We start from the raw sequence: 20,038 nt of genomic DNA, 5'->3' as shown, positions 1-20,038 counted from the left end.
GAGGGGGTATCGCTCGACTTCGGATTCGGACTGTGGAGAAGCGCATGAAGGTCGTCATCATCGGCGGAGTCGCAGGCGGCATGTCCGCCGCGACCCGGCTGCGTCGCCTCGACGAGCACGCGGAGATCGTCGTGCTGGAGCGCGGCCCCCACATCAGCTACGCCAACTGCGGACTGCCCTACTACATGGGCGGCGTCATCGAGGAGCGGGACGCACTGCTCGTCCAGACGCCCGAGGCACTGCGCACCCGCTTCCGGCTGGACGTGCGGGTGCGCAGCGAGGCCGTCGCGATCGACCGGGCCGCCCGCACCGTGCGGGTCCGCGACCTGGAGTCCGGTCGCGCGTACGAGGAGACGTACGACGAGCTGGTGCTGAGCCCCGGCGCCCGCCCCTTCGTCCCCGACCTGCCCGGCATCGAGCGCGCCCGCACCCTGCGCGACGTGACCGACGTGGACCGCGTCGTCGCCGACCTGGCCGCCGGGGCCCGTACCGCCGTGGTCGTCGGCGGCGGCTTCATCGGCGTCGAAGCGGCCGAGAACCTGCGCGCACGGGGCCTCGATGTGACGCTCGTCGAACTCGCCGACCAGGTGCTTCCCCCGCTGGACCCGGAGATGGCGGGCCCTCTCACCGCCGAACTGCGCGCGCACGGCGTCCGCGTGGAGCTGGGCACGCAGCTGGCCAAGGTGGCATCGGACACGGTCGATCTCGCCGACGGGCGTACGCTGCCCGCCGATCTGGTCCTGCTCGCCATCGGCGTACGCCCGGACACCGAGCTCGCCCGTGCGGCCGGTCTGGAGACGGGCCCGCGCGGCGGCATCGCCGTCGACGAGCGGCTGCGCACCAGCGACCCCCACATCCACGCGCTCGGTGACGCGGCCGAGAAGCGCGACGCCCTGACCGGCGAACCGGTCCTGATCCCGCTGGCCAACCTCGCCAACCGCCACGGCCGACTGGTCGCCGACATACTCGCCGGGCGGTCCGTCGTCCCCCGCCCCGCGGCCGGTACCGCGGTCGTGCAGGTCTTCGGCCGTACCGCCGCCGCCACCGGCTGGAACGAGAAGCGGCTGCGTGCCGCAGGGCGCCGTCACCAGGCCGTCCATCTGCACCCCGGTTCGCACGCCGGGTACTACCCCGGGGCGGCCCCGATCGCCCTGAAGGTCCTCTTCGACCCCGACGACCTGCGCATCCTGGGAGCTCAGGCGGTCGGGACGGACGGCGTGGACAAGCGCATCGACGTCATCGCCACCGCCATGGCCGGTGGCCTGACCGCCCCCGAACTCGCCGACCTGGAGCTGGCCTACGCTCCCCCGTACGGCTCCGCCAAGGACCCGGTCAACCTGGCCGGCATGATCGCCGAGAACGCCGCCACCGGCACCGAGCGGCTCGTCCAGTGGCACGAGGCGGCCGACGCCCAGCGGCACGGCGCGGTCCTGCTCGACGTCCGCACCGCGGCCGAGCACGCCCGCGGCGCCCTGCCCGGGGCCGTCCACGTCCCGCTCGACGAACTGCGCGGCCGTGTCGCCGACATCCCCGCCGGTGACCTGGTCGTTTACTGCCAGCAGGGGCTGCGCGGTCACGTCGCCGCGCGCCTGCTCACCCAACTCGGCCGTACCGCGGCCAATCTCGACGGCGGCTACGCCACCTGGTCCGCGGCTCAGCCCTCCCCCGCCCCCTGAACCGACCCCGACGCCACCCAGCCTCAGCAGACGTCAGCGCACGTCAGCACACGGAAGAGAAGCCCATGACCTTCGGCAGTTCCCTCACCCCGGCCCAGCTGGAATCCCGTATCGACGAGGGCGTCCTCGTCATCGACGTGCGTTCCGCGGGCGAGTACGCCCAGGGCCATGTGCCCGGCGCGGTCAACATCCCCCTCGACTCCGTACAGGAGTTGCTGCCGGAACTGCGGCAGGCCGCCGACCGGCGCGGCCTCGCCGTCGTCTGCGCCGCGGGGCCCCGCTCGCAGACCGCCTGCGCGCAGCTGGCCCGGGCCGGTGTCGAGGCCCTGAGCCTGGACGGCGGCACCAGCGCCTGGAGCGCGGCGGGCAGGCCCGTCAGCACCTCCGCCGAGCCCGGCGGCCGTCAGGTGTGGGCGATGGACCGGCAGGTCCGTTTCACCGCCGGGGCCCTGGTCCTCAGCGGTCTCGCCCTCGGTCTGCGGGCCCCGCGCGCCCGGCTCCTGTCCGCCGCCATCGCGAGCGGCCTGATCTACTCCGCCGTCAGCGGCACCTGCGGCATGGCCGCACTCCTGGGACGCCTCCCCTTCAACCAGGCCCCGCCGACGACACTGGACGCCGCACGCGAGGCCCTGCGCGGCTGATCCGCCGGGCTCCGGACCGACCGACACCTCACACGCGTACGACAGACAAGGGATCCCATGGCCACGGGGAACGAAGAATCGATGACCGCCGTCCTGAACCGGCTGCGGCGGGCGCAGGGTCAACTCGCCGGAGTGATCGCGATGATCGAGGCGGGCCGGGACTGCAAGGACGTGGTGACCCAGCTCGCCGCGGTCTCCCGTGCCCTGGACCGCGCCGGATTCAAGATCATCGCCTCCGGGATGCGGGACTGCCTCAACGCGGCGGACGGCGAGCAGCCGCCCTTGACCGAGGCGGAACTGGAGAAGCTCTTTCTGGCCCTCGCCTGAACCGCCGGCTCCCGCCGGGTGGCGGTCCGCTTCCGCTGGGGAGGGGCGAGCCTCTTCCGCTGGGGAGGGGCGGGCCTCTTCAGGACGCGACCGCCCCCGGCTGGCGATCATGTACCCGGGCTCGGTACCACTGCTCCCGGGTGGTCGCATACTCGACGGTGCGCAGGTCGGCGCCCGGCGGGAAGTCATCGGCGTCCGCCTCGAATTCACGGACGTACCGCAGTCCGAGACCGGTCAGCGTGGCCCGCGATGCGGTGTTGGCCGCCGCCGACATGGCGCAGATCCGGGTCAGCCCGAGGTCCTCGAACCCATGCCGGAGCAGCTCGTGGGATCCCTCGCTGCCGAGTCCCTGCCGCCAGAAGCGCCGCATGATCTTGCATCCGAGTTCGCCCTGCCCCGCCACGGGTTCCTGGTCGGCGGGTCCCGGCGGCCGCAGCAGCCAGTAGCCCGCGAAGCCGCCCTCGACGAACCCGGCCCAGTACCCGAGGCCCGCGGCCCGGTCCGCGTCCGCGAGGTTCCCGCGCAGGGCCGCCTCCACCTGTTCACGGCGGCGCGCACCGCCCAGGTGACGCATCACCTCGGGGTCGGCGTCGAGTTCGACCTGATGCTCCAGGAACTCGTCGGAGAGCGGGACCAGATGGACCCGTTCGGTGCGCAGGATCGCTTGGGACATGGCGCCAACCCTCTCAAACAGCGTGATCGGCGATCAAGAAGAATTTTTTTGTGCGCGCGGTACGGCTGCGTCAGCGTCACACCGCGCCGGGGCCGGTAAATCGGTGGAGGCGCCGGATCGCGTACCCGTACCGTCCCCGCATGGGTTCTCTCCCCCTTGCCCCTTCGCTCCCCGTCCTGTGGTTGTGCGGGCCGCCGGGTGTCGGCAAGACCGCGGTCGGCTGGGAGATGTTCTCCCAACTCGCGGGTGGCGGGCGAGACATCGCGTACGTCGACATCGATCAGTTGGGAATCTGCTACCCCGAGCCCGCGTCGGATCCGGGGCGTCACCGGATGAAGGCGCGGAACCTGGCTGCGGCGGTGGCCAGGTTCCGGGAAGCGGGCGCCCGCTGTGTCGTCGTGTCCGGTGTCGTCGACTCCGAACGCGGGGTGCCGGGCGGCCAACTGCCCGGGGCCGTGCTGACGGTGTGCCGGCTGCGTGCCGACCGGGGTGAGCTGCGGGAGAGGTTCCTCGGACGCGGTGGGCCCGGTGAGGTGGTGGATGCCGTGCTGCGGGAAGCCGATGTCCTGGACGCACGTGCCTTTGCCGACGTGTGTGTTGACACCAGTGGGCTGAAGGTGGACGGGGTGGTGTGCCTCGTGCGGGAGCGCACGGGTGGATGGCCGGATGCCGCGGCAGTCGTAGATCCGCATCGGCCGTCCGGACCGGCACAGCGTGGCGGGCGCGCTGTCGACGCCGATGGCGGGCAGGTCCTTTGGCTGTGCGGCGCCACGGGGGTGGGGAAGTCGGCGGTCGGCTTCGAGGTGTTCCAGCAGGTCCTGCGTGCCGGGCGCACGGCGGCGTACGTCGACCTCGACCAGCTCGGGTTCTGCAGCCCCGCCGCAGATGATGGTCCCCGCCTCCACCGGATGAAGGCCGAGAACCTCGCGGCCCTGTGGCACGCCTACCGCGCAGCGGGAGCCGAGCGTCTGATCGTGACCGGTCCGGTCGAGAACGACGCCGCGGTCGGGGCGTACACCGCCGCGCTGCCCACCGCGACGGTGACGCTGTGCCGACTCCATGCCGGACGTGAGCAGCTCACGCGGCGCATCATGGCGCGGGGGCGGGGCGGCAGTTGGCCGCAACCGGGCGACCCACTGCGCGGGCAGCCCACCGCCCGCCTGCTCCAGGCAGCCGACGCGGCGGTGGCGCAGGCGGACGCCCTGCAACGCGCCGCGATCGGCGACCTGTGCGTCACGACCGACGACCGCACCGCCGAGGAAGTCGCCGCCGCGGTCATCGATCAGGTCCCGTCAGCCGCCTTGGCGGGAGTGCGGCAACGGACGAGGGCGAACAGCGTGCCGGTCGCCAGCAGGACGGCCAGGGCGGCGTACCCGTAGGTGAGGGTGGCGGTGGCCGCGACGGCGCCGACCATCAACGGACCGCCCGCGTCGCCCAGTTCACGGCCGAGTTCGGCCGATCCCATGGTCTGGCCGAGCCGTTCCGGGGGTGTCGTGGCGGCGAGCGCGGTGAATCCGAGCGGGGTGATCAGGCCGGTGCCGATGCCGATCAGCGTGGCGCCGAGCAGTACTCCCGTCAGTGCGGGCAGCGTCGCGGCCGCGAGTCCGGCAGCGGTGAGCGCGAGCCCGGCCACCAGGCCGGTACGTGTCGTGAAGCGCCCGGCGTCCAGCGCCTTGCCCGTCCAGGGCTGCACGATGGCCGCGCACAGCGCCAGTACGGAGACCGCGGCCCCGGTGCCGACGGTGCCGAGTCCGGCGGCGGCACCGGACACGGGCAGGAAGCCGACGCCGACCGAGAGTGCGGCGGTGGCGGCGGCCAGCGCGGCGGTCGGGCCGAGGAACGCCGGTTCGGCCAGACGGCGGGCCAGGTCCAGGACGGTCTGCCGGGCGCGCGGCAGCGGAGGTACGTGCGGCACAGCGGCGAGCACCCAGACCGCGACGGCCGCGCCGAGCAGGGCCATCACCGTGAACAGCAGCCGCAGCCCGCCGGCCCAGACGAGCACGCCGCCGAGCAGCGGGCCCAGGGTGTAGCCGATCGACTTGTAGAAGCCGTACGAACCGAACGCCCGTCCGTGCTTGGCCGCCGGGTTGAGCCGTGCCACCAGGGACGAGGCTGCGGGCGAGAACGCGGAGGCCGCCGCGCCCTGCCCGAGCCGGGCCGCCCACAGCCAGCCGGGGCTGTCCGCGACCGCGTACGCGGACGAGGCGAGCGCGAATCCGACCAGACCGCCGATCATCACCGGGCGGGCTCCGATCCGGTCGGCCAGCGTGCCGAACAGCGGCTTGAGGAGCACCTCGGCCCCGTCGTACAGGGCGAGCAGGCCGCCGAGCACCAGCAGCGAGGTGACCGCGTCGGCGGAGAAACCACCGAGGTTGGCGGCGATGCCGTGAGCGCCGAACGCGGTGGTGAACCCGGCCGCGTACAGCGGCCACATGACGCGGCGTGGCGCGGCCTCCGCCTGCACGGTCATGTGACATCCCCTGAGGTCTGGTGCAGGGCGGCGAAGACGCGTTCCGCGTAGTCCTCGCAGGCCGCCGCGCATTGCTTGAGCCGGTGGGTCGCCTGGGCCGCCTCCGGTGAGCCGAAGACGTCCCGGGCGGTCAGGTCCCGGTGCCAGCGGCGCAACCGCTCCAGGCTCTGCTCTTCCTCCTCGAGTTCGGCCAGGGTGAACTTGGCCGTGCGGATCTCCTTGGCCAATTCTTCTTCGAACTTCCCGCAGTCGGCCAGGAATTCGGCCCAGTCCTCGGCCCGGGCGACGGCGAACAGCTCTTTGAGCCGTGCGGCGTCGGCGTCCGTGCGTCCGGTGGCCGCCAGCGTCACCACGTCGCCGCCTGCCTCGTCGGCGAGTCGCGCCGCGCGCGCGAGGCCGTCGGCGAACACCGGAACGTCGGGGACGGCCCAGGTGCCCTGCCCCAAAGACAGCGCACCGATCCGGCGCAGTTCCCGCCAGACGGCCACACGGTGGCGGGAGGGGGCGGCGGGGAGCCGCACCAGCAGCACCACCCATGCGGAAGAATCATCAGTCACGCCGGTGAATGTAGCAGTTGTTACATCCCTGGGTTCGGAAGAACCGAACCCCCTTTTCGGGGGAGTCCGCCATGGCGGCTCCGGCCTGTGCATTCGTAGCGTCGATGGCATGAACGACACCGTGCTTGAGCTGGCGAGAGTCAGCCGTTCCTACGGCCGCGGCAAGCGTGCGGTGCACGCCTTGTGCGAGGTGGACGTCCAGGTGCCGCCACACTCGCTCACGGCGGTGATCGGCCCGTCCGGCTCGGGCAAATCGACGTTTCTGCAGTGCGCCGCCGGTCTCGACCGGCCCACCTCGGGGGTGGTGCGCCTCGGCGGCCGGGTGATCAGCGAGATGAGGGAGCGCAGCCTGTCCCGGCTGCGGCGTACGCACATCGGGTTCGTCTTCCAGTCCTTCAATCTGCTGCCCGCGCTCACCGTGCAGCAGAACGTGCTGCTGCCGCTGCGTCTCGACGGACGCGAGGACGCCCGTCCCGGCGAGCTCTCGGGCGGGCAGCAGCAGCGGGTGGCCATCGCCCGGGCCCTGATCACCGGGCCCGAGGTGGTCTTCGCCGACGAACCGACCGGGTCCCTCGACCAGGAGACCGGCACCGACATCCTGAACCTGCTGCGTGAGGCGGTGGACCGGCAGGGCGCGACCGTCGTGCTGGTCACCCACGACCCGTCGGTGACGGCCCGGGCGGACCGGGTGCTGCGGCTCGCCGAGGGGCGGCTGGTCGAGGACAGCTGGGCCGCAGTCGACGCGGTGAGCGGTGTCCGGGCCAGCCACGTCACGCGCGCCGCCGTGGCAGCGGAAAAGGGGCGGATCCGATGAGTGTCCTGCGTCCCACCGGTCTGGCCACCGCGGCCGTCCGCTCCCGCCCGTCCGCGCTGGCGGGCACCTTCGCGGCGCTCGTGCTCACCGCGACCGTGGTCACCGCGTGCGTCGCCCTCACGGTCTCGGCGTCGACCGCGCCGCCGGGGGCCGGTCCGGCCGCTCGGGCACAGCTCGCCGAACTCTCCGACATGGGCATCGCCTTCAGCCAGATGATGGCCTACCTGGGCATCTTCGTGATCGGTCAGGCGATGGCGCTCGCGGTGGCCCAGCGCCATCGGGAGAGTGCGCTGCTGCGCGCGATCGGCGCCGAGCCCCGGCAGGTCCGCCGGATGGTCGCCGTCGAAGCGCTCGGCGCCGCGCTCGCCGCGCTGCCCGTCGGATACGGCCTCGGGGCGCTGCTCGGCCGCTTCTGGCTGGACGGCCTGAGCGCGCACGGCATGGCCCCCGACGGGGTCTCCTTCCGCCTCGGGTGGCAGTCGCCGGTCACCACGGCCTCGGTGCTGCTGGTCTGCGCGCAGCTCGGCGGTCTGATCGGCGGCTGGCGGGCGTCCCGTGCCCGGCCGTCGGCGGCGCTCGCCGAGACGCTGGTCCAGGGCGGTGAACGAGCGGGCACGGTCAGGGGGACGGCGTCCCTGGTCGCTCTGACCGGTGCGGTCGCGATGACCGTCGTCGCCGCCGCGGGCCCGGCCGAGGACGCGGGCGAGGTGATCCCGGCGGTGGTGTTCGCCCATCTCCTCGCGATCGGCCTCGCGGGGCCGTGGATCGGGCGGTGCACGGTCGCGCTGTGTGCTCCCGTGCTGCGGGCGTTCGGCGGGGCGCCCGGCGAACTGGCGGAGGCCGGCACACGGGTACGGGTGCGCCGACTGTCCGCGGCGATCACTCCGGTCGCGCTGGTCACGGCGTTCGGGGTGACGCAGGTGGCCTCCTTCGCCGGATCCGGGGAAGGGGCCGGGGACTGGGGCGCGGTCTTCGGCACGCTGCTGTACGTCGGCTTCGCAGGGCTGGTTGCCGCCAACACCCTGGTGATGCTGACCTTGGAGCGGTTGCGCGAGTTCTCGCTGCTGCGCGCGGTCGGTGCGGAGCGCCACCAGATCGTGCGGACGGTCGCGGCCGAAGGCGCGATCGTCACGGTGGCCGGGGTCGGTGCGGGGGTGGCCGCGGGCTGCGCGGTGATGCTGCCGCTCGGCACCCGTGTCGGAGCGCCGCTGAGCGGGGTGCCGGTATGGGCCTGGCCCGCTGTCGCGCTGTGCGGGGCGGTCCTTGTCGGGGTCTCCTCGGGCGCGCCCCTGCTGCGGATGCTGCGGGTACGTCCGATGGACGGCCTGACCCGCCACAGCAGTTGACGACCCGCCAGCAGCGCGGTCGGTGAACACGAGAGCCGCTGCGAGGCGGCGCACCACGCCGAGAGAGAGGACCGATGAACCTCACACCCCACCGGCAGGGACCCGACCGCCCCCGGTCCGCCGAGCCCGCCTCGGCGAGGGCGGCCGACTCCGGTGCCGGGGCGGCCCCCGCCCCTTCAGGACAGCGGCACCCCCGGATGCGACGGCTGACGCGGCGCCTGCTCCGCGCGACGCTCGGCACGCCACGCGAGGCCGCGTACACGCTGCTCGCCCCGCTGCCCGGGGTCTTCTGCGGGACCGTGCTGCTGGTGTTGCTCGCCTCGGGTGTGCTCGGGGCGGTCGTCCTGGTCGGCCCGGTGCTGCTGATCGGTGTGCCGTTCGCGGCGCGCGGCGCCGGGGCCGTGCACCGCGCGCTGCTCGGCGGACTCCTCGGCGAGCGGATCAAGGCGCCGCCGGGTCGCCCTCGGTCGTACGGCGGGCTGCTCGCACGCGCCCGCGTCGCGCTGACCGACACCGACGGCTGGCGCGCGGCCGCCTTCGCCCTCGCCTTCCTTCCGGTGGCGGCGCTCCTGCTGCTGGTATCGGTGACGATCCGCGTGTTCGGACTCATCACGCTGACCTATCCGATCTGGTGGTGGCTGCTCCGGTCCGACGACGGCGGGCGCGGTCTCGGCTTCGGCGGCGCCCCACTCGCCACCTGGCCGACCGCGCTGCTGACCGGCCTGGCCGGGCTCCTGCCGATGGCGCTCGCCACCTGGTGCACCCGGGGGCTGCTCGATCTGGCCGTCCGGCCGATGGCCAGGGCCCTGCTCGGGCCCGGTCGGCTGGAGGCCCGCGTCCACGTCCTGGAGGACACCCGGGCGCTCGCCGTGCAGGACTCCGCCGCGACCCTCCGCCGGATCGAGCGTGACCTGCACGACGGCGCGCAGGCGCGGATGATCGCGGTGGCGATGACGCTCGCCCGGGCACGCGAGCGGCTTGCCCTGGTGTCCGGCGCGGAGCCCGAACTCGCCGCCGGGCGCGAGCTGGTGGACACCGCGCTCGCCGAGTCCAGGACCGCGATCGGCGAACTGCGCGAGCTCATCCGCGGCATCCACCCGCCCGCCCTCAACGACGGTCTCGACGTGGCCCTGGAGACCTTGGCCGCACGGGCCGGGATCCCGGCGACCGCGGAGACCGAGCTGCCCCTGCGGCTGCCGGAGGCGATCGAGTCGATCGCCTACTTCTGCGCGGCCGAGCTGCTCGCCAACGCCACCCGGCACTCCGGAGCCACTGCCGTCCGCATCGGCGCGCGCCTCGATACCGCGCCCGCCCACGCCGTACTCCGCCTCACCGTCCGGGACGACGGCCGCGGTGGCGCGCACCTGCCCCGGCACGGTACGACGCGGGTCGCCGGCGGAACGGGGCTCGCCGGTCTCGCCGAGCGGATCAGTACCGTGGACGGGCAGTTGCTGATCGTCAGCCCGGACGGCGGCCCCACCACCATCACCGTTCAGCTGCCGTTGCCCGCCAAGGGGCCGACGCCGAGTCGGACGTCCTGACGCGGGCGCGGTGCGTACCGGAGCCAGGGAGAGCGCATGCCACCCACCGCACCGCTGCGGATCGTCGTCGCCGAGGACGCGGCAGTCGTCCGCGAGGGCCTGGTGCAGATCCTGCGCGACCGCGGTCTGGACGTGGTCGCCGCCGTCGGTGACGCCGACGCTCTGGTCGCCGCCGTCGAGGAGCGGCGCCCGGACGCCGTGGTCGCCGACATCCGGATGCCGCCGACCCATCGCGACGACGGCCTGCGCGCCGCGCTGACACTCCGTGAACGCCATCCCGGGCTCGGCGTACTGCTCTTCTCGCAGTACATCGAGACCCGCTACGCCGACCGGCTCGCGGCCGACGGCCTCGCCGGACTCGGCTATCTGCTCAAGGAACGCGTCCTGGACATCGACGAGTTCGTCGACGCGCTGCACCGGGTCGCCGACGGCGGCACGGCGCTCGACCCAGAAGTGGTCACCCAACTCCTGGCCGCGCGCCACACGGCCGAGGCACTCGCCCCGCTCACCGCACGAGAACGCGAGGTGCTGTCCGCCATGGCCGAGGGCCGCACCAACGCGGCCATCGCGGACACGCTCGGCGTCTCCCGGCGGGCGGTGGAGAAACACACTGCCGCGATCTTCGACAAACTGGGCCTGCCCCGGACCGACGCCCAGCACCGGCGCGTCCTCGCCGTCCTGCACTACCTCGACCGGCTCTGATCGCCTGCGGAGCAACCGCGTCGTGCCGCGCAGCACACGGCGGGCGCCTCGGTGCGCGTCCGGTCATCTGCCGTTGCTGCGGCCGGAGTTGGCGCCTCGGTGGGCCGTGCGGCCGATACGCCTGTGACAGAACGAAGACGTCGCGGGGGGGCTACCTGTGACTCGGTGCGGACTACAAATACTTCCGACCGCACGCACCGCGCCACTTCTGGGGGAATCCTCGTCGTCTGCGGATTCTTCGTCGTCGGACGGCGGCGCCACGTCGAAGGGCGGCGCGAAGCCGGAGAGCGGCTCGGAGGCCGGGGACGGGAAGTCGGGCTCCGGTGAGGACACCAAGTCCGGTACCGGCGCCGCGGACGGCACGACGAAGACCGAGGGCAAGGTCACGTTCTGCAAGACGACGGACCTGGCCATCGACGCCCAGGACGCCGCGCCCGACGAGAACACCGGCAGGATAGACATCACCATGATCAACCGGGGTGCGGCCACCTGCTCGGCGACGGGCTTCGCGGGCGTCGACATCAAGGACGCCGACAACACCTCGAACCCCATCGAGCGCGGCAAGGCCCAGCCGCGCATCACCACCCTGAAGCCCGGTGACGCCGCGGTCTTCAACCTCTCCTACGACATCGACAGCAGCGGCGACAGCCTCGCGTCGCCGACCACCCTCCAGGTGACGCCCCCGAACGAGACCCACACCGTGGACCTCAAGTGGCCCGCGGGCGCGGGGGACATCAAGGGCGCCTACACCGACGTCGAGGTCTACCCCACGCACACGACCAACTAGGGGTGGCTCGTGCCGCCTGCCTCTGGTGCGCGCAGGAGCGTGTCGATTCGCTGCCACGCCGGGGACGAGGCGTTGACCGTGCCCTGGATGAGGGCGGGGATCTCGGAGGCGGCATCCAACTCGGGCGGCTCGTCGGGTCCGTAGCGTTTCCGGGTCGCCGCGGCGATCCGGCGGGCGAGGTCGTCGATGCGGGGGTCGTCGGCGTCGAGGTCGTACGCCTGGTCGTAGTCGAGGAAGAGCCGCCGCAGCGCCGGGTCGGACTGGGAGTCGGCCTGGTCGTGGAAGAGGGCGGGCGCACGGTCCGGGTGGGTGGCGAACACGAGGATCCACAGGTCGCGTTGGAGATCCACCCAACGGGCGCTGAATCCCCAGCGGGCCAGGCGCTCCAGATGGGCACCGACCTCGGCGGGCAGCGGAGCCAGCTGACCGGCGGCGAGCTGCCGCAGCCGGTCCTGCGTCGCCCGCAGGCCATGGATGCGGGCGGTGATGTCGTCGTCGATCTCGCGCAGCGCCTGCTGGAACTCCTCGTCGGTCGCCGATCGCAGGGCCCGGATGCGGGCCAGCGGGACGCCGCCCTCGGCGAGGGTGCGGATCTTGATCAGGTCGATGGCGTCGTGCGCGCCGTATCGCCGGTAGCCGGACGCGTCGCGGTCGGGCTCGGGGAGCAGCCCCTTGTCGTGATACACGCGGATGGTCTTGGTCGACACTCCGATGTACCTGGCCAGCTGCCCGATGGTGATCACCCGGCCATCGTCCCACTTGACCTTTCCCCTGGGGCAAGGTTGCAGCATGGCGTCATGGAGAACATGAACGCCGAACGGCAGACCCTGCGCGAGCTGGCCGACGCGGGCAACGAGGCCGCCCTGGACAAGCTGGCCGACCTCGCCGACGCGGCCGGTGACCTCGCGGAGCTGAGCGAGCTGTTGGACGAGGGCTGCATGCACGCCGGATCGCTGCTCACTCGACGGGCGGCCGCGACCGGTGACCTGCGCGCGCTGCAGCGCATCTCCGACGCCGGGTACGACGAGGCCGCCCGCGCCCTCGACCGGCTGCTGAGGTCACCGGCCGACCGTCAGTAGGCCCTACCGCGGTGCCTGGAAGCCGCCGATCTCCTGCTCTAGCAGTTCCGCGAGGCGCAGCGGCGTACGGTCCTCGTACATCGGGCCGATGAGCTGCACGCCCACCGGCAGCCCTTCAGCTGACAGGCCCGTCGGCACGGCGGTCGACGGCAGTCCCGGCATGGTGGCGACACCGGCCCAGACGAGCTGGTCGAGGTACGGGTACTCGACACCGTCGATGCCGAGGCGGCGGACCAGCAGGTCGGGTTCGTGGTCGTGCGGGAACGCGGCGGTGGGCGTGACGGGGCACACCACGGCGTCGAACTCGGCGAACAGCCGCCGCCAGCCGTGGCGGTGGAGTTCGCGACGGTCGTTCGCCTGGATCCAGTCGCGGTGGCTGAACACCATGCCGCGCAGCCGCGCCGCATCCAGGCTCTGGTCCTCGGGGCTCAGTCCCGCGGCGCGGGCCCGCAGCTGCTCGTACGCCTCGGCGGGGTAACGCGCCACGGCTCCCGAGAACAGCAACTGCATGTACAGCTGCGCGGCTTCGGTCAGATCGGGCAGCAGCGCGCTGTGCCGTTCGACCCGGGCGCCGCCCGCGACGAGCGCGTCGGCGACCCGGTCGACGCCCGCCCGCACCTCGGACCTGGTCCCGATGAGCGGATGCCGGTCCAGGACCAGGACCCGGAAGTCGCCGAGCCGTTCGTGACGCGCGGGCGGCAGCTTCACCTCGTGCGCCATGCCCAGGGTCAGCGGGTCGGGACCGGCCATCACGTCCAGCAGGAGCGTGAGGTCCCGGGCCGAGCGTGCCATCGGGCCGACGACGGCGAGGTCGAGGTCGACCGGCAGGGCGGGCCCGGGCGGCGGGGTCATCCCGCGGACCGCCGCGAGGTTGAGTGTCGGCTTGTGCGCGTAGACGCCGCAGAAGTGCGCGGGCGTACGCAGGGAACCGCCGATGTCGGAGCCGATGGACAACGCGCCGAATCCGCACGCGAGGGCCACCGCGGAGCCGCCGGAGGATCCGCCCGCCGTACGGGCGGGATCCCAGGGGTTGTTGGTGGTTCCGTAGATCTCGTTGAACGTCTGTATGTCCTGCAGCCCCAACGGCACATTGGTCTTGCCCAGCACCACCGCGCCCGCCGCCCTGAGCCGCGACACCTGCACCGCGTCCTCGTCCGGCACGAAGTCCCGGTGCGACGGCACCCCCCAAGTCGTGGGCAGCTCCGCGACGTTGAAGGATTCCTTGACCGTCACGGGGATGCCGAGCAGTGGCCGGTCCTCGCCACGGGCGCGGGCCTGGTCGGCGTCGCGCGCGGCGGCCCTGGCCCGGTCGAAGTCGCGTACGCAGATCGCGTTGACCGTCTTGTCGTCCCGCTCGATACGGGCGATCGCGTCATCCGTCAGCTCCGCCGAAGACACCTCACCGGCGCGCAACGCGGTCAGGAGTTCCTCGGCTGTCATCAAGTTCCAGTCCATGGAACGGGACCGTAACGACCCCCTTCGGTAGTCATAAAATGCCGCTTCGCACAACAGGGTTGGACCTCCCCGTTCCCGGGAATTCCGGCCCGCCTACAGTGAGGGCGGACCGGCGAATCTGAGCGGAGGGCCATGTCACACTTCGAGGTCACCACCGTGGTCCCCGCACCCCCGAGGCAGGTCTTCGACGCCTGTCTGGACGTCGAGGCGCACACGCGCTCCATGGCGGCCTCCAAGGAGCACGCGGTCGGCGGCACCACCCGGGGCACGCTCGCCCTGGGGCAGACGGTCACCTTCCAGGCCCGCCACTTCGGTCTGACCTGGCGGCTGACCGCCCGCATCACCGCGTACGACCCGCCGCACTCCTTCGTCGACGAGCAAGAGGCCGGGCCGTTCCGGCACTGGCGGCATGCCCACCGCTTCGAACCGTACGGCGACGGCCACACCCTGATGACCGACACCATCGACTTCGCCTCACCGCTCGGCCCCCTGGGCCGCTTCGCCGACGCGACCGTCCTGAACCGGTACATGCCCCGGCTCATCCGGTCGCGCAACGCCTACCTGGCCTCGTCCTTCTGAGCTTCGCCCGCGCTGACCAGGCCGGTCTCGTAGGCGACGATGACGGCCTGGACCCGGTCGCGCAGCCCCAGTTTGGCGAGGATGCGGGCGACGTGGGTCTTGACGGTGGCCTCGGCGAGGTGGAGGCGGGTGGCGAGTTCGGCGTTGCTCAGGCCCCGGGCCAGCAGGCCGAGGACCTCCAGTTCGCGCGGGGTGAGCGAGGCGAGGTCGCGGTGCAGGGCGGCGGTGTCGCTGCCGTGCCGGGCGAACCGCTGGACGAGACGGCGGGTGATGGCGGGCGCGAGGAGGGCGTCACCGGTACGGACCGTGCGCACGGCCGAGGCCAGGTGTTCGGGGGTGACGTCCTTCAGGAGGAAGCCGCTGGCGCCCGCGGACAGGGCCGCGTAGACGTACCGGTCGAGGTCGAAGGTGGTCAGCATGATGACCCGGGGTTCGCCGGGGGCGCCGGTGAGGATGCGGCGGGTGGCCTCCAGGCCGTCCATCTCGGGCATCCGGATGTCCATCAGGACCACGTCGGGACGTGTGCGGCGGACGGCATCGACCGCTTCGGCCCCGTTGGTCGCCTCGGCGACGACGTCGATGCCGTCGGCACCGAGGATCAACCGGAATCCGGTGCGGACCAGCGTCTGGTCGTCGGCGAGCAGCACACGGGGCGGCTCGGTCACGGTGCCTCCAAGGGGATCAGCGCCTCCACACGGTAGCCGCCGGTCAGACGCCGGCCGGTGTCCAGGGTTCCGTCGTAGACGGCGAGCCGCTCGCGCAGGCCGATCAGGCCCCGGCCGTTGCCGGTCGCCGCGGCCGTGCCCGGGCGTCCACCGGTGTCGGTGACCTCCACCCGGAGCCGCTCCCTGCCGTACTCGACGGTCACGGCGGCGGTGGCGCCGGACGCGTGCTTCACGGTGTTGGTCAGGGCTTCCTGGACGACGCGGTAGACGGCGAGTCCGACGCCGGGCGGGATCTCGCCGGGTGGTCCCGTGACGGTCAGGTCGACGGGCAGTCCGGCGTCCCGTACGCGTCCCACGAGCGTGTCCAGCTGGTCGAGGCCCGGCTGCGGGGCCAGTTCCGCCGCGGTGTCGGCCGGGTCGTCGGCCCCGCCGGTCCCCTCCCCCTCGCCGTCCATGGTGAGCAGGCCCATGACGTGCCGCAGTTCGGTCATGGCGGCCCGCCCTCCGGCCTCGACGGCGAGCAGTGCCTCGCCCGCCTGCTCGGGAGACGTCTTCATGATCTTGCGGGCGGCACCCGCCTGAATGACCATCACGCTGACGTTGTGCGTGACCACGTCGTGCAGTTCGCGGGCGATCCTCGCGCGCTCGTGCTCGACGGCACGGCGCAGCGCGTCGGCCTGTTCGCGTTCCAGGGCGGTCAGCCGGGTCCTGCCTTCGTCGGTGCGGAGTTTCCAGGTGCGCAGTCCGAGGGCGGCCACCGCCATCGGGACCAGGATCAGCAGAGCGATGTATTCGTTGGGGACGATCGGCGTCACCGAGTTCCCCGAGGTGCCGATCAGGAGGACCGACACGGGCAGCGCCGCCAGGGTCGCCGTCCGGTACGGGCTGTGCACGGCGGCGCTGTAGACGGCGATGACGAACGCGTAGAAGGTCAGCCGCAGGACGCTCTGCGGTGTCGCGAGCGTCGCGGCCGTCACGACGCACAGCACCGCGAGCGGATAGCGGCGGCGCAGCGCCAGGGCACCCGACGCGACGGCCGCGAGGGTCACCATGAGGGCCAGACCGCCGGGCCCGGACGGGCGCGGCACGACGACCTCCACGCCGGGGGCGATCTCCCGCACCACGACGTTGCCCGCGTTGTCGATGCCGTAGTAGACGGTGGCGATGCCGAGGGCCAGTGCCACCAGCGCGTCGAACTGCCAGGCACGCCGCGTGGGCCGCAGCGGCGGACCGCTCGGCAGCGCGGCGTCGCGGACCGTCCGGCGGGCGGCTTCCGGCAGTCGCTCCAGCGTCGTACGTACGTTCTTCACCGGGTCATTGTCGCCGCCGCGCCGGCCGGTGGAGTCCGCCGTGGTGGTCATTCCCGCGGCACCGGATACACCGTCCGCCTACATCGCAGGGATGACGTGCGGGGGCCTCGTCCCAGCGCGGTACCGCAAGGGGTTCGGGCGGGCGACGCGGGCGGGCCGGGCCCGCTTCTAGCGTTCACGCAGCCAACTGCCCGTACCCGCAGCCCTGTTCCGTACGCGCAGCCCACTCCCCCGTACCCAAGGAGCCCTTCATGACCATGCCGGTGATCGAACTGTGCGGGGTGAGCCGACGCTACGACGACGGCCCGCCCGCTCTGCACGAGGCGACGCTGACCGTGCACAGAGGCGAGGCCGTCGCGATCCTCGGTCCTTCCGGCAGCGGCAAGTCGACGCTGCTCAACATGGTCGCGGGCCTGGACCGGCCGGACACGGGAACCGTCACCGTGGACGGGGTGCGCGTCGACCGCCTTGCCGAGGCCGGGTCGGCGCTGTACCGGCGCTCGAAGATCGGCATGGTCTTCCAGTTCTTCAACCTGCTCGACGATCTCACCGTCGCCGACAACGTCGTGCTGCCCGCGCGGCTCGCGGGCATGGCACGTCGCGAGGCGGACCGCCGGGCGGCGGAGCTCCTGGAACTGCTCGCCATCGACCGGCACGCCCGCGCCTACCCGGGACGGTTGTCCGGCGGCGAGCGGCAACGGGTCGCGGTGGCCCGGGCGTTGATGAACCGGCCCGCGCTGCTCCTGGCCGACGAGCCGACCGGGGCCCTGGACACGGCCGCGGGGCAGGACGTCAGCAAGCTGCTCACCGGCCTCAACGCCGAGGGCCAGACCGTCGTCGTGGTCACCCACGACCTGGCGCTCGCCCGCTCCTGCACGCACCGCACGGTCCGGATCGGCGACGGCCGGATCACCGAGGACATCCGGTCGCAGCAGCTCGCCCCTCAGGCCGCCCGATGAGCGCGCTCGCCAAGGTGGTGCGCTCGGGCGTGGCACGACGCCGGGTGCAGACGCTGGTCATCGGGCTCGCCACGATGATGGCGGTCGCCGCGTCCGTCCTCGGCGGATCGCTGCTCGTGGTGTCCGGCGCACCCTTCGACGACGCCTTCGCCGAACAGCACGGCGCGCACCTGTCCGTGCAGTTCGACGCGGGCAAGGTGACCGCAGGTCAGCTGGCGGACTCCAAGGACGCCGAAGGGGTCAGCGCCGCGGCCGGACCGTTCCGTTCGACCACGGTCACCCCTCAGGCGGACGAGGCGGGCCCCGCCTGGCCGATGACCGTGATCGGCCGGGGCGATCCCGGCCACGACGTGGACGAGGTGACGCTGCTCGACGGACGCTGGCCCGCCCGTACCGGCGAGATCGCGCTGTCCGCGGAGTCCTCGCTCATCCCGGCCCTGGGCAGGAAGGTCACCTTCTCCCAGCTGCCCGGCGACCCGACGCTGACGGTCGTCGGCGTCGCCCGCTCGGTCACACGGACCGCCGACGCCTGGGTGATGCCGTCCCAGATGCGGGCGCTCACCGCACCCGGCAGCGGCGGCTACCAGATGCTCTACCGCTTCACCGACGCCGACACTGCCGCACGGATCACCGCGGGCGGCAAGGCTGTGACGCGATCCCTGCCGACCGGAGCGGCCATCGGCGAACAGTCGTGGCTCACCGTCAAGAAGAGCGCCGAGCGCGACACCGCGCTCTACGTCCCGTTCCTCATCGCGTTCGGCGCGCTCGGCCTGGTCATGTCGGTGCTCATCGTCGGCAACGTCGTCGCGTCGGCCGTCGGCACGGCGACGCGTCGCATCGGCGTCCTCAAAGCCGTCGGCTTCACCCCGGCCCAGGTCATGCGGGCCTACGTGGGCCAGGCGCTGATCCCGGCCGCCGCGGGCGCGGTCCTCGGTGTCCTCGCGGGCCACCTGCTCGCCGTCCCCGTGCTCGCCGAGGCCGAGGAGGTCTACGGCACGGCGTCGTCCCTGGCCATCGCCCCCTGGGTCGACCTGGCGGTGGTCGCCGGGTTGCTCGGCCTGGTGGCGGCGACCGCGTGGGCGAGTGCGTGGCGGGCCGGGCGGCTGCGTACGGTCGACGCGCTCGCCGTCGGGCGCACGGCTTCGGCGGGGCGTGGCCGGTGGGCGGCCCGGCTGGCGGGACGGCTGCCGTTGCCGCGGCCGGTGGCCCTGGGGCTTGCCCGTCCCTTCGCACGGCCCGCCCGCACGCTGGCCATGGGCACGGCAATCCTGTTCGGCGCCGTCGCCGTCACGTTCACCGTGGGGATGGCCGCCACGCTCGGCGAGGTGATGAAGGCCAAGGCCCACGCCGCCGCCGATGTGGTGGTGCCCGCGCCCATGCCGGACTTCGGTCCCCCTGTGTCCGGCCCCGGGAATCCCCCTGTACCCGAACCCGGGAATCCCCGGGGAGCGGACCCCGGGAATCCCCGGGGAGCCGACCCCGGGAAGCAGCCCAAGGCCGACCCCGCCGCGGTCACCGCGGCCATCAAGTCCGCCGCGGGAACCGGGAAGTACTACAGCGCCTCGACCGTACGCACCACCGTGTCCGGTCTGACCGGCACCGTCGACGTGGTGGCCTTCACCGGCGACGCCTCCTGGGGCGGCTACACGATGGTCTCCGGCCGCTGGATCGACAAGCCCGGCGAGGCGGTGGTCCCCACCCCCTTCCTGGCCGCCACCGGCACCCGTGTCGGCGACACCGTCACCCTCAGCGGGCTGGCCGAGCCGGTCACGGTCCGGATCGTCGGCGAGGTCCTCGACCCGCGCAACGACGGCATGCAGGTCTTCACCGACGCCAAGACCCTCACGGCCGCGCACCCCGACCTGACGGAGACGAGCCATCACGTCGCGGTCGCCGCGGGCACCGCCGTCCCCGCCTACGTCACCGCACTCAACGAGGACCTGGCACCGCTGGGGGTCACCGCTCGCGCGGGCGGGCTCAACGCCGGAGGGGACATGGTCGCCACGCTCAACGCGCTGTCCGCGGTCCTCACCCTGATGCTCGTCTCCGTCGCCGCGCTCGGCGTACTCAACGGCGTACTGCTCGACACCCGCGAACGCGTCCGGGAGATCGGGGTCCACAAGGCGCTCGGCATGACGCCCCGGCAGACCGTGGCGATGGTCATCACCTCGGTCGTCGTGACCGGCCTTGTCGCGGGCGCCGTGGGTGTGCCGCTCGGTGTGGCCCTGCACGGCCGGGTCCTGCCCGCCATGGGCGACAGCGTGGGACTTCGCCTGCCCGATTCGGTCATCTCCGTCTATCACGGGGCCGAACTGCTCTCGCTCGTACTCGGCGGTCTGCTCATCGCCACCGTCGGGGCGCTCCTGCCCGCGGGCTGGGCCGCCAGGGCCCGCACCGCGACGGCCCTGCGCACCGAATAGCCCGACGAGACCGAACAGACCGCAGAGACAGGCGAGA

The 20,038-nt window shown here is 72.9% G+C and carries 20 protein-coding genes; 13 read left to right on the top strand and 7 right to left on the bottom strand.

From position 1 onward, the window contains the following. Window positions 1-44: 44 nt before the first annotated feature. The 3 genes from ACFWZ2_RS08280 (at window position 45) to ACFWZ2_RS08270 (ending at window position 2,644) form a co-directional block, all read left to right on the top strand. Window positions 45-1,676: an FAD-dependent oxidoreductase gene (locus ACFWZ2_RS08280; protein ID WP_384543608.1), complete on the top strand. Its 1,632-nt coding sequence runs from the start codon at window positions 45-47 to the stop codon at window positions 1,674-1,676. 65 nt (window positions 1,677-1,741) lie between these two features. After that, window positions 1,742-2,317, top strand: coding sequence for a rhodanese-like domain-containing protein (locus tag ACFWZ2_RS08275; protein WP_384543606.1), 576 nt, complete (start codon window positions 1,742-1,744; stop codon window positions 2,315-2,317). Between the two features lie 57 nt (window positions 2,318-2,374). Then, window positions 2,375-2,644: a metal-sensitive transcriptional regulator gene (locus tag ACFWZ2_RS08270; RefSeq protein ID WP_384543604.1), complete on the top strand. Its 270-nt coding sequence runs from the start codon at window positions 2,375-2,377 to the stop codon at window positions 2,642-2,644. 79 nt (window positions 2,645-2,723) lie between these two features. Here the strand turns inward: ACFWZ2_RS08270 and ACFWZ2_RS08265 are convergent, their stop codons facing one another. After that, window positions 2,724-3,317, bottom strand: coding sequence for a GNAT family N-acetyltransferase (locus tag ACFWZ2_RS08265; RefSeq protein WP_384543602.1), 594 nt, complete (start codon window positions 3,315-3,317; stop codon window positions 2,724-2,726). 140 nt (window positions 3,318-3,457) lie between these two features. Between ACFWZ2_RS08265 and ACFWZ2_RS08260 the strand changes: the two genes are divergently transcribed. Further along, window positions 3,458-4,696, top strand: a complete 1,239-nt coding sequence (locus ACFWZ2_RS08260; protein ID WP_384543600.1) for a hypothetical protein — start codon at window positions 3,458-3,460, stop codon at window positions 4,694-4,696. Here ACFWZ2_RS08260 and ACFWZ2_RS08255 read toward each other — a convergent pair. Together ACFWZ2_RS08255 and ACFWZ2_RS08250 are read right to left on the bottom strand one after the other, a co-directional pair. Beyond that, complete coding sequence (locus ACFWZ2_RS08255) at window positions 4,600-5,751, bottom strand: MFS transporter (protein ID WP_384543809.1); 1,152 nt, start codon at window positions 5,749-5,751, stop codon at window positions 4,600-4,602. The two genes, ACFWZ2_RS08260 and ACFWZ2_RS08255, sit on opposite strands and share 97 nt — an antisense overlap. Before the next feature lie 32 nt (window positions 5,752-5,783). Next, window positions 5,784-6,344 carry a Chromate resistance protein ChrB gene (locus tag ACFWZ2_RS08250; protein ID WP_384543598.1) on the bottom strand — a complete coding sequence of 187 codons (561 nt, stop codon included), beginning with the start codon at window positions 6,342-6,344 and terminating at the stop codon, window positions 5,784-5,786. A 109-nt stretch (window positions 6,345-6,453) separates the two neighbouring features. On the opposite strand from ACFWZ2_RS08250, the gene ACFWZ2_RS08245 reads away from it, so the two are divergent. From ACFWZ2_RS08245 to ACFWZ2_RS08225, 5 genes are all read left to right on the top strand, one after another. Further along, on the top strand, window positions 6,454-7,158 hold the full coding sequence (locus ACFWZ2_RS08245) for an ABC transporter ATP-binding protein (protein WP_384543597.1): 705 nt from the start codon (window positions 6,454-6,456) through the stop codon (window positions 7,156-7,158). Further along, on the top strand, window positions 7,155-8,504 hold the full coding sequence (locus tag ACFWZ2_RS08240; protein WP_384543595.1) for an FtsX-like permease family protein: 1,350 nt from the start codon (window positions 7,155-7,157) through the stop codon (window positions 8,502-8,504). The genes ACFWZ2_RS08245 and ACFWZ2_RS08240 overlap by 4 nt, the downstream gene beginning before the upstream one ends. 74 nt (window positions 8,505-8,578) lie before the next feature. Further along, a complete protein-coding gene (locus ACFWZ2_RS08235; RefSeq protein WP_384543593.1) occupies window positions 8,579-10,045 on the top strand; it encodes a sensor histidine kinase in 1,467 nt (488 codons plus the stop codon). Between the two features lie 54 nt (window positions 10,046-10,099). Next, on the top strand, window positions 10,100-10,747 hold the full coding sequence (locus ACFWZ2_RS08230; protein WP_384543807.1) for a response regulator: 648 nt from the start codon (window positions 10,100-10,102) through the stop codon (window positions 10,745-10,747). A 157-nt stretch (window positions 10,748-10,904) separates the two neighbouring features. Further along, complete coding sequence (locus tag ACFWZ2_RS08225) at window positions 10,905-11,534, top strand: DUF4232 domain-containing protein (RefSeq protein ID WP_384543591.1); 630 nt, start codon at window positions 10,905-10,907, stop codon at window positions 11,532-11,534. Here ACFWZ2_RS08225 and ACFWZ2_RS08220 read toward each other — a convergent pair. Next, on the bottom strand, window positions 11,531-12,277 hold the full coding sequence (locus tag ACFWZ2_RS08220; protein ID WP_384543589.1) for a MerR family transcriptional regulator: 747 nt from the start codon (window positions 12,275-12,277) through the stop codon (window positions 11,531-11,533). The genes ACFWZ2_RS08225 and ACFWZ2_RS08220 overlap by 4 nt on opposite strands. Window positions 12,278-12,331: 54 nt before the next feature. Between ACFWZ2_RS08220 and ACFWZ2_RS08215 the strand changes: the two genes are divergently transcribed. Further along, complete coding sequence (locus ACFWZ2_RS08215) at window positions 12,332-12,613, top strand: hypothetical protein (RefSeq protein ID WP_384543587.1); 282 nt, start codon at window positions 12,332-12,334, stop codon at window positions 12,611-12,613. A gap of 3 nt (window positions 12,614-12,616) precedes the next feature. Here ACFWZ2_RS08215 and ACFWZ2_RS08210 read toward each other — a convergent pair whose 3' ends face one another. Continuing rightward, window positions 12,617-14,068 carry an amidase gene (locus ACFWZ2_RS08210; protein ID WP_384543585.1) on the bottom strand — a complete coding sequence of 484 codons (1,452 nt, stop codon included), beginning with the start codon at window positions 14,066-14,068 and terminating at the stop codon, window positions 12,617-12,619. A 132-nt stretch (window positions 14,069-14,200) separates the two neighbouring features. Here ACFWZ2_RS08210 and ACFWZ2_RS08205 point away from each other — a divergent pair, with 132 nt between their 5' ends. Continuing rightward, a complete protein-coding gene (locus tag ACFWZ2_RS08205) occupies window positions 14,201-14,647 on the top strand; it encodes an SRPBCC family protein (RefSeq protein ID WP_384543583.1) in 447 nt (148 codons plus the stop codon). Here ACFWZ2_RS08205 and ACFWZ2_RS08200 read toward each other — a convergent pair. Together ACFWZ2_RS08200 and ACFWZ2_RS08195 are read right to left on the bottom strand one after the other, a co-directional pair. Continuing rightward, window positions 14,626-15,312, bottom strand: a complete 687-nt coding sequence (locus ACFWZ2_RS08200; RefSeq protein ID WP_384543581.1) for a response regulator — start codon at window positions 15,310-15,312, stop codon at window positions 14,626-14,628. The two genes, ACFWZ2_RS08205 and ACFWZ2_RS08200, sit on opposite strands and share 22 nt — an antisense overlap. Next, the gene (locus tag ACFWZ2_RS08195; RefSeq protein ID WP_384543579.1) at window positions 15,309-16,673 is read right to left on the bottom strand and encodes a sensor histidine kinase; all 1,365 of its coding nucleotides are present in this window, start codon (window positions 16,671-16,673) and stop codon (window positions 15,309-15,311) included. The genes ACFWZ2_RS08200 and ACFWZ2_RS08195 overlap by 4 nt, the downstream gene beginning before the upstream one ends. Window positions 16,674-16,873: 200 nt before the next feature. Here ACFWZ2_RS08195 and ACFWZ2_RS08190 point away from each other — a divergent pair, with 200 nt between their 5' ends. Further along, window positions 16,874-17,581, top strand: coding sequence for an ABC transporter ATP-binding protein (locus ACFWZ2_RS08190; RefSeq protein WP_384543577.1), 708 nt, complete (start codon window positions 16,874-16,876; stop codon window positions 17,579-17,581). Beyond that, entirely contained in the window at window positions 17,578-20,001 is a 2,424-nt protein-coding gene (locus tag ACFWZ2_RS08185; protein ID WP_384543575.1) for an FtsX-like permease family protein, read from the top strand. Before ACFWZ2_RS08190 ends, ACFWZ2_RS08185 begins: the two co-directional genes overlap by 4 nt. Window positions 20,002-20,038: the final 37 nt, after the last annotated feature.

Origin of the sequence: Streptomyces sp. NPDC059002 (assembly GCF_042740435.1) — a bacterium.
GTDB lineage: Bacteria > Actinomycetota > Actinomycetes > Streptomycetales > Streptomycetaceae > Streptomyces.
Note: the sequence above shows the minus strand (reverse complement) of the source record. Positions and strands in the feature narration are given on the sequence as shown.